We start from the raw sequence: 14,098 nt of genomic DNA on the forward strand, positions 1-14,098 counted from the left end.
CTTATAACGATATGCGTACAGGTTATATCAATGTGGGATTTCCACCCGGTCTGATTATGGACTATATATGACGCCGTCACCCGATGATCGGCAAGGAGTTTTCGAGTATTGACCACGCTTCAGCCCGTCGACGCGAAATTGACCCGAGCCGCGATGTTCCTGATCCTGACGTTGAATGACGGCGCGGATGCCGCGATCGGCGCGCAGGTCCGGGACCTGCTGGGCGATATGTCCTCGCTGCTCCGGGGCATCGGTTTCCGCATTCCCGACGGCAAGCTGAGCTGTGTGACCGGACTCGGCTCGGAGGCATGGGACGTGCTCATCGGCGGGCCCCGCCCGAAGGATCTGCATCCGTTCGTGGAAATTCACGGCGTGCATCACGCGCCGTCCACGCCGGGGGATCTCCTGTTTCATATCCGCGCCACGCGGATGGATCTGTGTTTCGAGCTGGCCGCCACGATCGTCTCGCGCCTCGAAGGCGCCGCGACCGTGATCGACGAGGTGCACGGCTTCAAATATTTCGACGAGCGCGATCTGCTCGGCTTCGTGGACGGCACCGAGAACCCGTCCGGTCAGGCGGCCCTCGACGCAACCATTATCGGAGACGAGGACCCGGACTTTGCCGGCGGCAGCTATGTCATCGTCCAGAAATACCTGCATGACCTGAAAAAATGGAACGCGATGCCGGTCGAAACGCAGGAAGACGTCATCGGCCGGCACAAACTCTCCGATATCGAGCAGCGCGATTCCAACAAGAAGAGCTACGCGCACAACGTTCTGACGAACATCGAGGAAAACGGCGAGCAGCTTCAGATCCTCCGCGACAACATGCCGTTCGGCGAGGTCGGCAAGGGCGAGTTCGGTACGTATTTCATCGGTTACGCCCGCTCGCCCGCCCGCACGGAACGGATGCTGCAAAACATGTTCGTGGGCAAGCCGCCCGGCAATTACGACCGGATCCTGGATGTCAGCACCGCCGTCACCGGGGTGCTGTTCTTCATCCCGACCGCCGATTTCCTGGACGACGCGCCCGACCTGCCGTCCCCTCGACCGGCAAACCACGACATGCCCGGGACTCCGGCGTCCGAAAGCCACGAGTCCGGCCGCACGTCTCTGGGTATCGGCTCACTGAAAGACGAAGCGTAACATGAACAACCTCCATCGCCATCTCGCCCCCGTTTCCCGCGCCGCATGGGAGCAGATCGAAGACGAAGCGTCCCGCACGATCCGTCGACATCTGGCGGGTCGACGCATGGTCGACACCTCGGAACCGCACGGGCTTGCACTGGCTGGAATCGGCACGGGACGCGGCAGCAGGATCGACGCACCCGCCGGCGGCGTCCGCGCCGTCAAGCGGGAAATCCTCCCCCTCGTCGAACTGCGGGTCCCGTTCACCCTGTCCCGCGAAGAGATCGACGCCGTCGATCGCGGCTCCCAGGATTCGGACTGGCAGCCGGTCAAGGATGCCGCGAAGACCATCGCCTTCGCCGAGGATCGCGCCATATTCGACGGGTACGCCGCCGCGGGCATCCGGGGCATCCGGGAAGCGACCTCCAATCCCCGCCTCAAGCTCCCGGCCTCGGTCCAGGACTATCCGCGGGTCATTGCCGAAGCCCTCAACACCCTCCGACTGGCGGGGGTGAACGGTCCCTATTCGGTCGTGTTCGGCGCGCAGGCCTTTCTCGCCGTCAGCGCCGGAGACGATGACGGCTATCCCGTGCGCAAGCACATCGAAAGCATGATCGACGGCAAACTCATCTGGGCGCCCGCGATCGAAGGCGCCTTCGTCGTCACCATGCGCGGCGGCGATCTGGCGCTCGATATCGGGCAGGACATCTCGATCGGCTATCTCAGCCACACGGCCGATACGGTCGAATTGTATCTCCAGGAAAGCTTCGTCTTCCGCGTCCTGACCAGCGAGGCCACCGTGGCGATCAGTGCCGCGGACACAAAGGAAACATCAACGCCCTGAGCCGCGACATCCGCCGCCGGTTCCCTGCGGGACCTTGGACGCAAGGCAATGCATTCGCCGATGCGTCTGACCGGAGACGATGGGGCCGCAGTTCAGGGTTCCAGAATGCCGGAGCCGTCTGCGGTGATCCCGATGAACGCCGATCACGAGAAAGTGAGAGCCTGCCGGTTCGCCCGGCTCCAGCCGCGTGTTCAAAGGCGTTGGCGAAACGCGAGCGCCCACGCCGTCAGGACGCGCTCCCGGTCAGCGCCGTCGCAGCCGTGCGCCCTTCCTCCGCCGCGCGCCAGAGATACCATGCCAGCGCCGAGCGATGCGGTGCGAATCCCGTCGTCGCCTGCGCCAGCCTCTTCGGCGAGGGCGGCGCGTCCAGCCCCTTGAGCCGCCGCCATCCCGCACGCACGCCAAAATCATCCACCGGCATGACATCGCGCCGCGCCAGCGTGAAGATCAGCAGCATCTGCACCGTCCAGCGGCCGATTCCGCGCAGAGTCGTCAGCCGCACGATCAGGTCCTCGTCCGAAAGCGCCGCCGCCTCCGCCGGGTCCGGCACCACCCCGTCCAGCGCCGCCCGCGCGACACCGCGCATCGCCAGCAGCTTCGCCGCCGACACCCCGCAGCCGCGCAACGCTTCGTCCGGCAGGTCCAGCATCCTCTGGGGCGCGGGGACAGCCCCTCCGGCCAGGGCCTGCACCCGCGCGAGAATCGCCGCCGCCGCCTTGCCGTGAAGCTGCTGTCCGATGATCGCCCGCACCAGCGCCTGATAGGGCGTCATCCCGTTGCCGCCGCCCAGCCCGCACGGGCCGACGCGCGCCATCAGCGCATCCAGATCGGGGTCCAGCCCGGCCAGCCCCGTGCCGTCCGTCCGCTCCGCCACGCCGCTTCCCATGATTTTCCCCTCCCGGGCATGCCGCATGCCCCCCATGACGCATGCCCCGATGATACGATAGTATGATACATGATGTTGCGCGCGCCTTGCTTGGCAAGCGAAGCCATGCGATGCCATCATGATATACGCCACGTACCACGCCCTGTCCCGGACACCTGATATGCGCCCTACCGCGCCATTTTTCGCTTCCTGATCGCGCGGGTGCCCCCCTGAGACGCGCCGCGCGGGCCAGTGCCATGGCCCTTCCCTCCGCAGACCTTGTTTCCGCCGCCCGCCGCGAGCCCCGGCTCTTCGCCCCGAGAGCGCGCGACGAGACGCCCCGCCCCGCCCCCGGCGGACGGGAGCGGCTGACCGGCGTTCCCGTCCAGCGTTTCGACGGCTACCGCCGCCTCCGCCCCGTCACCTCCGGCCTGACGAAGCCGCTGGTGATCGAGGATTCCGGCATCACCGCCGTCCTGATCGCCTCCGTCGCCCTCCATGCGCTGTTGATCGCCGCCTTCGTCATCGAGGGCGCGCGCCACGCCCATGGCAGCCCGCAAGGGATGGAAGCCCCCCAGGTCCAGATGATGTTCGAGGCCCCGACGGCGCGCAGCGGCATGGAAGGACCGCAGACCCAGAATCCGGGCGGCGCGACCACGCCCGTCACGCCCCCCAAGCCCTCTTCCGAGGAACAGGCCAGCCAAAGCGAGGAAAAGCAGCAGCAGGACTCGCAAGAGTCCCGCCCCACCCCCGCCGTCCCGACGCCCGAAAACCCGGCCGCCCCGACAGCGCCCCAGAGCCCCTCCGCCGAACTCCCCCTCCCGGCCCCCGCGCCCGTGAACCCCGCCACCGCGCCTTCCGGCCGCACCAGTGTCGCCCATACCCATACGCGCCGCCCCTCGACCCATCGCGCGCCGACGCACAGCGTGAACCCCTTCGCCAATCCGATGGACCTGTCCTTCGGCGAGGCCCCGCCGATGCCCCGCGCGCGCCACGGCCGCCACGGCGGCTCCGGCGCGCCGATCGACATGTCGCTCGGCCCCCTCGTCACCAACGGGCAGATCAACGCCCCCTACATGACGCGCAACTCCATCCGCGGCGTCAGCGACGATTACGGCAACGAGGTGGACCGCTGGATTCGCTCGCACATGTATTACCCGGAAGACGCGATCCGGAACGGCGAGGAAGGCCCTTCGTCGGTCCATGTCGTGCTGGACCGCCAGGGACGGGTGAAGAGCGTGCGCCTCACCGGCCAGTCGGGCTCCTACGCCCTCGACGCCGCCACGACCGGCATGTTCCAGGGCGCCAAGCTTCCCCCCGTGCCTCCCGACATGAAGGGCGACCATTTCGACATCGACCTGACGATCAACTACATCCTGATCCGCCGCTGACGGTCCATGCCCATGCCGGGCGGAGCCCGGCGGAGCCGCGCCCGAGACCTACTCCGCCGCCTCGGCGTAGCTCGAAACCTCCGGGCAGGCGCAGACGAGGTTCCTGTCGCCCCAGGCATTGTCGATGCGGTTGACCGGCGGCCAGTATTTCGCCGCCGTCTCCCCGGCGGGGAAGCACCCCGCCGCGCGGCCATAGGCGCGATCCCACTCCCCGGCCAGATCCGCCGCCGTGTGCGGCGCATGACGAAGCGGGCTCGCCTCGATGCCGATCTCCCCCACCTCCACGGCGGCGACCTCGTGGCGGATGGCGATCATCGCATCGCAGAACCGATCCAGCTCCGCCTTGTTCTCGGATTCCGTCGGCTCGATCATGAACGTCCCCGCGACGGGAAAGCTCACCGTCGGCGCATGGAACCCATGGTCGATCAGCCGCTTGGCGACATCGTCCACCGTCACCCCCGCCGACTCCTTCAGCGGACGCAGATCGACGATGCATTCATGCGCCGTGCGCCCCTTCGCGCCGCGATACAGCACCGGATAATGCCCGCCCAGACGATGTGCGACGTAATTGGCGTTCAGGATCGCCACCTCCGTCGCCCGCCGCAGACCGGCATCGCCCATCATCATGATATAGGCGACGGAAATCGGCAGGATCGACGCGGAGCCGAACGGCGCGGCGGACACCGCATGCGCGTCCCCCCGCTCGGGCCGCCCCGGCAGATAGGGCGCGAGATGCGCCTTCACGCCGATCGGCCCCATGCCCGGCCCGCCGCCACCATGCGGAATGCAGAAGGTCTTGTGCAGGTTGAAATGCGAGACATCGGCGCCGTAATGACCCGGCCGCGCCAGCCCGACCTGCGCGTTCATGTTCGCGCCGTCGAGATAGACCTGCCCGCCCGCGTCATGCACCTTGCGGCAGAGTTCGGCGATCCCCTCCTCGAACACGCCGTGCGTCGAGGGATACGTCACCATGATCGCCGCCACCCGGCCCTCATGCTGCGCGAGCTTCGCGTCCAGATCGCCGAGATCGACATTGCCCTCCGCGTCACAGCCGACGACGACGACCCGCATCCCCGCCATCTGGGCCGAGGCGGGGTTCGTCCCGTGCGCGGAGGCCGGAATCAGACACACATCCCGCTCCACATCGCCCCGCGCGCGATGCCAGGCGCGGATCGCCAGCAGCCCCGCATACTCGCCCTGCGCCCCGGAATTGGGCTGAAGCGACACCGCGTCATAGCCCGAAACCGCACACAGCGCCCGCTCCAGCCAGGCGAACAACTCCGCATAGCCGCGCGTCTGATCCGCCGGAGCGAAAGGATGGATCGCCGCGAATTCCGGCCAGGTGATGGGGATCATCTCGGCGGTGGCGTTGAGCTTCATGGTGCAGGAGCCGAGCGGGATCATCGTCCGGTCCAGCGCCAGATCGCAATCCGACAGGCGGCGCATGTAGCGCAGCAGATCCGTCTCCGAGCGATGGGCATGGAACACCGGATACATTTCCAGCAGCGCGTCCCGCCGCAGCAGCCCCTCCGGTAGCGCCTCCCGCGCCGCCAGCCTGTCCTCCAGCGCCGCCAGCCGCGCCTCGTCCGGGCAGAAGCAGCGCCAGAGCGCACGGATCTCCGCCTGCGTGGTCGTCTCGTCACAGGCGATGCCGATGCGCCCGCCCCCCGCGTCGCGCAGGTTGATCCCCGCCGCCCGCGCGCGCTCCAGCACGATCGGCGCGGACTCCGCGGCCGCCACCGTGATCGTATCGAAGAACGCCGCCGTCTCGACCTTCACCCCCAGCGCGCGCAGCCCGTCTGCGAGGATCGTCGCGTAGCGATGCGCCCGCCGCGCGATGGCGCGCAGTCCCTCCGGCCCGTGCCACACCGCGTACATCGACGCGATCACCGCCAGCAGAACCTGCGCCGTGCAGATATTGGAGGTCGCCTTCTCGCGCCTTATATGCTGCTCGCGCGTCTGAAGCGCGAGGCGATACGCCGCCCGCCCCCGGCTGTCGCGCGAGACGCCGACGATGCGCCCCGGCATGTGCCGCTTATGCGCGTCCTTCGTCGCCATATACCCCGCATGCGGGCCGCCGAACCCCATCGGCACGCCGAAACGCTGCATCGAGCCGACCGCGATATCCGCTCCCAGCGCGCCCGGCGCTTCCAGCAGCACCAGCGCCAGCGGATCGCAGGTCATCGCCGCGATCGCCCCCGCCGCGTGCAGTTTCCCGATCTCCGCGCGGAAATCCCGCACCGCGCCCGAACTGCCCGGATAGGAGAACAGCGCGCCGAACACCGCCGAGGCGTCCAGATCGCGCGCCGGATCGCCCGTCACGATCTCCCAGCCCAGCGGCTCGGCCCGCGTGCGCAACACCGCCAGCGTCTGCGGATGCGTGTCCTCATCCACGAAGAACGCCGTCGCCTTCGACTTCGCCACGCGCTGCGCCAGCGCCATCGCCTCCGCGCAGGCCGTCGCCTCGTCGAGCAGCGAGGCGTTGGCGATGTCCATCCCCGTCAGATCGCGCACCAGCGTCTGGAAATTCAGCAGCGCCTCGAGACGCCCCTGGCTGATCTCCGGCTGATACGGCGTATAGGCCGTGTACCAGGCCGGATTTTCCAGAATATTGCGCTGGATCACCGGCGGCAGGATCGTATCGTGATAGCCCTGCCCGATCATCGAGCGCATCACGACATTCCCGCGTGCCATCTCCCGCAGCCGCGCCAGCGCCTCCGTCTCCGACAGGCCCGGCCCGATCCCGCTGTCCTTACGGTCGAGAATCGCCGCCGGAACCGTCTCGGCGATCAGCTCCTCGAGACTCCCCACCCCCAACGCCTCCAGCATGGCGGCGATTTCCCCCTCGCGCGGGCCGTTATGACGGCTGGCGAAAGACTCGGTGTCAGGGCTGGGCCAGAGAGTCACGGAGACGGTTCCTTATCAAGAAGGGATGTTCGCTTCCGAAAAAGAACAAAAAACCTCTTCGACCTGACCCGGACGTCTCCCGACGGGACTCCCGGGCCAAAGTATCGAACGTCCTTTTGCTTCTTTTTCTTCAGAAAAAAGAAGAAAGAAGCCCCGGCTTAAAGCCGGGCCTTGTACGCCGCCTCGTCCAGCAGGGATTCGAGCTGCGCGGTGTCGCCGATTTTCATGGTGAAGATCCAGCCTTCGCCTTCCGGATCGTCGCCCACCAGCGTCGGCCCGTCGGCGAGCTTCGTGTTGAATGCGGCGATGGTGCCCGCGATCGGCGCATAGATATCCGACGCCGCCTTCACGGATTCGACCACCGCCGCCGCATCGCCCTGACCGAGTTCGGTCCCGACATCCTTCGCCTCGACGAAGACGAGTTCGCCCAGTTCCCCGGCCGCATGGGCCGTGATCCCGACCGTGGCGACATCGCCGTCAAGGCGAATCCACTCATGCGACGTGGTGTAATAAGTCGTCATATCCGTCATCCGTCCTGAAAAATGATCTGAAAAGAACGCTCAGCGCTTGAAGCCCGGCGCCACGAACGGCATCGGAGCCACCTTCACCGGCACGAATTTCCCGCGCAGCTCCGCGAAGAGAACCGTGCCGTTGGCGGAATATTCCGCAGCGACATAGCCCATGGCAACCGGCGCGTTCACGCTCGGCCCGAACGCGCCCGACGTCACCTCGCCCACCGGCACGGTCCCGCCCTGGTCGGCGAAGAGCTTCGCATGGGCGCGCACCGGCGCCCGCCCTTCCGCCGCCAGCCCGACGCGCAGACGGGACACGCCCTCCGCCGCCTGCCGCAGCACGATCCCGGCGCCCGGATAGCCGCCTTCGCGCGCGCCCCCAGCCCGACGCGCCTTCTGGATCGCCCAGGCCAGATTCGCCTCGATCGGCGTCGTCGTCTCGTCGAGATCACTGCCGTAGAGACACAGCCCGGCTTCCAGACGCAGCGAATCGCGCGCCCCCAGCCCGACCGGCAGCACGCGTTCATCCGCCAGCAGCGCGCGGGCGAGCCGCTCCGCGTCCTCCGCCGCAACCCCGATCTCGAACCCGTCCTCGCCGGTATAGCCCGAGCGCGTCAGCGTGCAGGCGATCCCGGCGACCGTGGTCTCGATCGCATCCATGAAGCGCATCCCCGGCGCATCCGGACAAAGCGGCGCGATCACCTCCACGGCCAGCGGCCCCTGAAGCGCCAGCAGCGCCCGCCCTTCCAGCCGCTCGACCACGATCCTGCCCGCCAGAGCGCTCTCGATATGCGCCGTGTCCGCCTGCTTGCACGCCGCGTTGACGACCACGAACAGCCAGCCGCCCATATTGGCGGTCATGAGATCGTCCATGATCCCGCCGCGCGCATTGGTCAGCACGCCGTAGCGTTGCCGGTTCGCGCCCAGCCCCGCCAGATCGACCGGAATCAGCGTCTCCAGCGCCAGCGCCGCGTCCCGCACATCGCCGGACACGGCGGCAATCCGCAACTGCCCCATATGCGAGACGTCGAAGAGCCCCGCCGCCTTGCGGGTGTGCAGGTGCTCGGCCATCAGGCCGGCGGGATACTGGAGCGGCATCTCATACCCCGCGAACGGCACCATTCTGGCGCCCAGTTCGAGGTGGAGATCATGCAGCGGGGTGCGGAGAAGAGGCGCGGTCTCGGACAAGGACGAACTCCATCGCGGGAGAATGACGTACCATGCCCCTCCTGTCGGTTTGCCTGAGATCGTTATCCCGTCGGCGGACGTGCTCGCGGGCGCGCCTCTTTCCAGAAGTTCAGCCGATGTCGGTCCTTTGGCCTGAGAGATTCCAGGGGCGGTTGCTCCTTCGGCGCCAGCCTCGAAGGCCAGTCTCTCCCGTCATCGTGGGCCGACTTCTCGCAGGTTTCCGCCCCCGCCGTCAATTGCAAAAAACATCGGCGAAAACAGGCGCGTCCGCCGGGTGAATGGCGGCTTTGCTCACGCCCCGCCATCCGGTATGCTGAGTTGATGAACCCTGTGATCCGGACCGCGACGCCGGAGGATGTTCCTGTCCTGCGGGCAGTGATGGAGGCGGCGATCGCCGAATTGCAGCGCGGTTTTCTCGATGCCGGGACGATCGAGGCCTCACGCGCCGTCATGGGGCTGGACACGACGCTGATCGCGGACGGCACCTATTATATCGTCGAATGCGGCGGTGCGGTCGCGGGGTGCGGCGGCTGGAGCCGTCGGGCGACGCTGTTCGGCGGCAATCACACGACGGGACGAAGCGATGCGCTGCTTGACCCGCAGGTCGATCCCGCGCGGTTCCGCGCCATGTACACCCATCCCGATTTCGCGCGCCGGGGTGTCGGGAGCCGGATTCTGGCGCACTCCGAGGCCGCCGCGCGGGCGGAGGGGTTCACCTCCGGCGTGCTGATGGCCACGCTCGCGGGGATTCCTCTCTATGAGCGGTGCGGCTGGCAGAGGGGCGAGCCCTATGCCGCCGAAACGCCGGATGGTCGCCGCGTGCCGATGCTGAAGATGCGCAAGCGGCTGGCCTGACGCGGGGCAGCTTCAGCCCTGCTTTTCGAACGCGCCGGCGATGTGGAGTTCCACCGCGTCGCTGACATAGGGCACGTATTTGCTGACGCCGAAATCGCTCCGCTTGATGGTGCCGGTCGCCTCGAAACCGACGGTGAACTTCTTGTCCATCGGATTCACGCCCGCGCCGATGAAATGCACGGCCAGCGTCTCGGGCTTCGAAATGCCGCGGATCGTCAGCGTGCCGGTCACGATGGCGTCGTGCGGATCGGTCTGCCGGACGGAGGTCGAGACGAAAGTGGCGTCGGGATATTTCGCGGCGTCGAACCAGTCATCGGCCTTGAGTTCACCCGTCAGCACGTCACTGGTGGTTTGCACGGAGGAAACCGGAATGGTGACGTTCAAGCTGGACTCGGCGGGGGTGGCCGCATTCAGATGGAGCGTGCCCGAGACATTGGAAAAGAGACCCGTATAGGTGGTGAAGCCGAAATGCAGGACGGAGAAGACGACCTGCGTGTGGGTGGGCTCGATCGCGTAGACGCCGCTCTGGGGGGCCGGGGCGGCGAAGGCCGGGGCTCCGGCCACGAGGCCAAAGGACAGGGAGGCCGCGGCGAGGAAAAGGCGCTTCATGAAATTCTCCGTGCTGAACAGTCGGACAGGCTGACGGGACAGGCTAGCCGGTCGGCTGTCGCAAACGAATGAAAATGATGGAAAGAGATCGTTTCCGGAGGATGACGCTCCGTCCGGCTCCCGGGTTCCCGATCGAGACGCGACCCAAAATGTTCTTGTTTTGTTTTTGTTCTTTCGGCATGAAAGGAGCCCGACCCATCAGGATTGAGAGACCGCTTCCCCATGGCAAAACGATCTTCCATTCAGTTCGTCTGCGGGCATTGCGGCGCGGTCCACAGCAAATGGGCCGGGCGATGCGACGCGTGTGGCGAATGGAACACTCTGGTCGAAGAGAGCGCGGGCCCGTCATCCCGAGCGGGACAGGCGAAGGCGGTCAAGGGGCGGCTGAACCTCGTGCATCTCGACGGCGCGAGCGCCCCGCCGCCGCGTGTGATGACCGGGATCGCGGAGTTCGACCGTGTGCTGGGGGGCGGGCTGGTGCCGGGCTCGGCGGTGCTGGTGGGCGGCGATCCCGGAATCGGCAAATCCACGCTGATGTTGCAGGCGACCTGTGCCCTGGCGCGAAGCGGGCGGCAGGTGCTGTATGTCTCGGGCGAGGAGGCGGTGGACCAGTTGCGGCTGCGGGCGCGGCGGCTGGACCTGCAGGCGCCGACCCTGGATCTGGCCGCGAGCATCAACGTGTCGGAAATCGCGGGGACCCTGGAGCAGGAGCGTTCGCGCGAGGCGGCGCATGAGGTGGTCGTCATCGATTCGATCCAGACCATGTGGCTCGACAGCGTCGAGAGTGCGCCGGGCTCGGTGGCGCAGGTGCGGGCCTGCGCCTTCGAGCTGATCCGCCTGGCCAAGACGCAGGGTTTCGCCCTGATCCTGATCGGCCATGTCACGAAGGAGGGGGCGCTGGCGGGGCCGCGCGTGCTGGAGCACATGGTGGATGCGGTGATGTATTTCGAAGGGGATCGCGGGCATCAGTTCCGCATCCTGCGCGCCGCGAAGAACCGCTTCGGCGCGACGGACGAGATCGGCGTTTTCGCGATGACCGATACCGGGCTGGCGGAAGTGCCCAATCCGTCGGCGCTGTTTCTGGCGGAGCGACGCGGGAATATCGCCGGCTCGGCGGTGTTCGCGGGGCTGGAGGGGACGCGGCCGGTCCTGCTGGAAATTCAGGCGCTTCTCTCGCCCAAGGCCGGAGACGGCGCGGCGCGCCGGAGCGTGATCGGGTGGGATGCCGGGCGGCTGAACATGCTGCTGGCCGTTCTCGATACGCGATGCGGGCTGAAATTGAGCGGCATGGATGTGTTCCTCAACATCGCGGGCGGCTTGCGGGTGACGGAGCCCGCGGCCGATTTGGCCGTGGCGGCGGCGCTGACCTCGGCGGCGACGGGCGTGCCGACCTCGGGCGGGGCGGCCTATTTCGGGGAAATCGGCCTTTCCGGCGAGGTCCGGCAGGTGCCGCAGGCCGATCTGCGACTGCGCGAGGCGGGAAAGCTGGGCTTCGACAGCGCGGTCCTGCCGCGGCGGATCGCCGCTTCCGGCAAGAAGACGCGGCCGCCGGAAAACCTGGCCCTCAGGGAGATCGGCCATCTGGGCGATCTGGTGAGCGCGTTCGTGCCGCCCGGGGAGAAGGGGTGAGATCTTTCTGGCCGGGAAATGTTGCCTTCCTGAACGCAGGAGGCCGCTTGCCGGAGCTTCTTCGTTCCGATAAGGCAAGGGAAATCGATGTGAAGATGGGGGCTCAGATGCGATCTTACCTGCTCGTGCTGGCGGCGCTGTGGCCGGCGGCCGTTTCGGCGGGGGAGCCTCCGGCGCCGGACCAGACCTCACCCCCGGTCGCGCGGGAGGTGTTCGGCGCGCTCGCTCTGCCGGGACCGGTGAACGCGTACAGATCCGGCTCGGGCAAACCCGGCCCCAATTATTGGCAGAACCGGGCGGATTACGTGATTCATGCGCGGATCGACACCCGGGCGAAAACACTCCAGGGCGAGGAGACCATCACTTATACCAATAACAGCCCGGATACGCTGAACGAACTCTGGGTCCAGCTCGATCAGAACATCTATCGCGCCGATGCGCGGGGGGCGCTCAGCAATCCGGAACGCCATCCGCATTTCACGGACGGGATCGTGCTCGACGGCGTCGGCCTGACGGGCAAGGGGCCGGAAACCGTCGTTTCGCCGCTGGTGTCCGACACGCGCATGCGGATCGTGCTGCCTGCCCCTTTGCCGCATGGCGGCGTCGCCCGGCTGCATGTGCGGTGGCACTACGCCATCCCCGGCGCCTGGGGCGGCCGGACGGCGGTCACTCAAACGCGCGACGGCGAGATTTATGAGATCGCCCAATGGTATCCGCGCATGGCGGTTTATGACGATCTGCGCGGCTGGGACACCTTGCCCTATCTCGGGCAGGAATTTTATCTCGATTACGGCAATTTCGATTACGCGGTGACGGTGCCGTGGAATTTCACCGTCGTCGGGTCCGGCGCGCTGCTCAATCCGCAGGAAGTGCTGACGCCGGTCGAGCGGGAGCGTCTCGCGGCGGCGGCAAAGAGCGAGACGCGGGTGATGATCCGGACGGCGGCGGAGGCGCATGAGCCGTCGAGCCATCTGGCGCGCAGCGGCGAGAAAACATGGCATTTCCACATGACGAACACGCGCGACGTGGCGTTCGCCGCGTCGGATGCGTTCGTCTGGGACGCGGCGCGGCTGGATCTGCCGCCCCTCGCGCCCGCGCCGGGAATGAAGCCGCAGCCGCGTCTGGCGATGTCGGCCTATGCCGCGGAAGGAGCAGGGCCGAAGGGCTGGGATCGCTCCACCGAATATGTGAAGCACGCGATCGAGTATTTCTCGTCGCAATGGTACCCTTACCCGTGGCCGGACGCGGTCAATCTCGGCGGTCACGGCGCGGGGATGGAATATCCTGGCATCGTGTTCGACGGCTGGCAGGATCATGGGGCGGAACTGTTCTGGATCACGACGCATGAGCTGGGTCACGGCTGGTTTCCGATGATCGTCGGCAGCAACGAGCGGCGTCACGCCTTCATGGACGAAGGCTTCAACACCTTCATCGACGCCTACGCCTCGCAGCATTTCAATCATGGCGAATTCGCTCCCAAGCAGGATGCGGAATTCGCGCCCCAGACGGGTGATCCGGCGGCGGATATCCTGCCCGTGCTGACCGATCCGGCGGCGCCGACCTTGATGCTGCCCTCGGAACTCGTTCCGGAGAAATATCGTCACCCCGTGACCTATTTCAAATCCGCCTACGGGTTGATGCTGCTGCGCGAGCAGATTCTGGGGCCGGAACGTTTCGACGCGGCCTTTCGCGCCTATATCCGCGACTGGGCGTTCCACCATCCCGCGCCGTCGGATTTCTTCCGCTTCATGAGCAGCGCGGCGGGCGAGGATCTGACCTGGTTCTGGCGCGGCTGGTATCTCGAGAACTGGTGGCCGTCCTATGCGATCGACGGCGTTTCGGCGGCGGACGGCGCCGTGACGGTGCGCAACCGGGGCAAGCTGCCTCTGCCGGTGCTGCTGCGCGTCCGCTTCGCCGACGGCGCGACGGCCGAGCGGCGCGTGCCGACCGAGGCATGGTATCTGCATGACCGGGTGACGGTCTCCTTTCCCGGCCATGCGCCCCTCTCCGGGGCGGAACTCGACCCCGCCCACGTCCTGCCGATGCCGGATCGGTCCGGGGATGTCTGGTCGGGCAAGTAAGGGGTTCCATAACGCCGATGACGGCAAGGGAACGTCGCTCTTTTCTGAAAGGAAAATCAAACGCCTTGCTCCTTTCCTTCATTCAGAAA

At 66.9% G+C, this 14,098-nt stretch carries 11 protein-coding genes and 1 riboswitch; of the genes, 6 read left to right on the plus strand and 5 right to left on the minus strand.

Annotated features, from left to right (window positions below):
- The first annotated feature begins 108 nt into the window (after positions 1–108).
- Both EDC31_RS05535 and EDC31_RS05540 read left to right on the plus strand, forming a co-directional pair.
- On the plus strand, positions 109–1,146 hold the full coding sequence (locus EDC31_RS05535; protein WP_042056842.1) for a Dyp-type peroxidase: 1,038 nt from the start codon (positions 109–111) through the stop codon (positions 1,144–1,146).
- Between the two features lies 1 nt (position 1,147).
- Positions 1,148–1,972, plus strand: a complete 825-nt coding sequence (locus EDC31_RS05540; protein WP_042056839.1) for a family 1 encapsulin nanocompartment shell protein — start codon at positions 1,148–1,150, stop codon at positions 1,970–1,972.
- A gap of 226 nt (positions 1,973–2,198) precedes the next feature.
- Here EDC31_RS05540 and EDC31_RS05545 read toward each other — a convergent pair whose 3' ends face one another.
- Positions 2,199–2,858 carry a DNA-3-methyladenine glycosylase family protein gene (locus EDC31_RS05545; RefSeq protein ID WP_042056836.1) on the minus strand — a complete coding sequence of 220 codons (660 nt, stop codon included), beginning with the start codon at positions 2,856–2,858 and terminating at the stop codon, positions 2,199–2,201.
- Positions 2,859–3,094: 236 nt separating this feature from the next.
- Here EDC31_RS05545 and EDC31_RS05550 point away from each other — a divergent pair, with 236 nt between their 5' ends.
- Positions 3,095–4,228 (plus strand): energy transducer TonB, encoded by a 1,134-nt coding sequence (locus EDC31_RS05550; protein ID WP_042056835.1) that lies wholly within the window; start codon positions 3,095–3,097, stop codon positions 4,226–4,228.
- Positions 4,229–4,276: 48 nt separating this feature from the next.
- On the opposite strand, the gene gcvP is transcribed toward EDC31_RS05550, so the two are convergent.
- The 3 genes from gcvP to gcvT all read right to left on the minus strand — a co-directional run bounded on the left by gcvP (position 4,277) and on the right by gcvT (position 8,835).
- Complete coding sequence (gene gcvP / locus EDC31_RS05555) at positions 4,277–7,135, minus strand: aminomethyl-transferring glycine dehydrogenase (protein ID WP_042056832.1); 2,859 nt, start codon at positions 7,133–7,135, stop codon at positions 4,277–4,279.
- 158 nt (positions 7,136–7,293) lie between these two features.
- The gene (gene gcvH, locus EDC31_RS05560) at positions 7,294–7,656 is read right to left on the minus strand and encodes a glycine cleavage system protein GcvH (RefSeq protein WP_042056903.1); all 363 of its coding nucleotides are present in this window, start codon (positions 7,654–7,656) and stop codon (positions 7,294–7,296) included.
- A 39-nt stretch (positions 7,657–7,695) separates the two neighbouring features.
- Positions 7,696–8,835 carry a glycine cleavage system aminomethyltransferase GcvT gene (gene gcvT / locus EDC31_RS05565; RefSeq protein ID WP_081797452.1) on the minus strand — a complete coding sequence of 380 codons (1,140 nt, stop codon included), beginning with the start codon at positions 8,833–8,835 and terminating at the stop codon, positions 7,696–7,698.
- A 110-nt stretch (positions 8,836–8,945) separates the two neighbouring features.
- Positions 8,946–9,037, minus strand: a riboswitch (glycine riboswitch).
- A 119-nt stretch (positions 9,038–9,156) separates the two neighbouring features.
- Here gcvT and EDC31_RS05570 point away from each other — a divergent pair.
- Entirely contained in the window at positions 9,157–9,690 is a 534-nt protein-coding gene (locus tag EDC31_RS05570; RefSeq protein ID WP_042056830.1) for a GNAT family N-acetyltransferase, read from the plus strand.
- 12 nt (positions 9,691–9,702) lie between these two features.
- On the opposite strand, the gene EDC31_RS05575 is transcribed toward EDC31_RS05570, so the two are convergent.
- Complete coding sequence (locus tag EDC31_RS05575) at positions 9,703–10,299, minus strand: YceI family protein (protein WP_042056828.1); 597 nt, start codon at positions 10,297–10,299, stop codon at positions 9,703–9,705.
- Between the two features lie 222 nt (positions 10,300–10,521).
- Between EDC31_RS05575 and radA the strand changes: the two genes are divergently transcribed.
- The gene (gene radA, locus EDC31_RS05580; RefSeq protein WP_042056827.1) at positions 10,522–11,928 is read left to right on the plus strand and encodes a DNA repair protein RadA; all 1,407 of its coding nucleotides are present in this window, start codon (positions 10,522–10,524) and stop codon (positions 11,926–11,928) included.
- A 95-nt stretch (positions 11,929–12,023) separates the two neighbouring features.
- Positions 12,024–14,009, plus strand: a complete 1,986-nt coding sequence (locus EDC31_RS05585) for a M1 family metallopeptidase (protein ID WP_042056898.1) — start codon at positions 12,024–12,026, stop codon at positions 14,007–14,009.
- Positions 14,010–14,098: the final 89 nt, after the last annotated feature.

Origin of the sequence: Acidomonas methanolica, assembly GCF_004346035.1 — a bacterium.
Classification (GTDB): domain Bacteria; phylum Pseudomonadota; class Alphaproteobacteria; order Acetobacterales; family Acetobacteraceae; genus Acidomonas; species Acidomonas methanolica.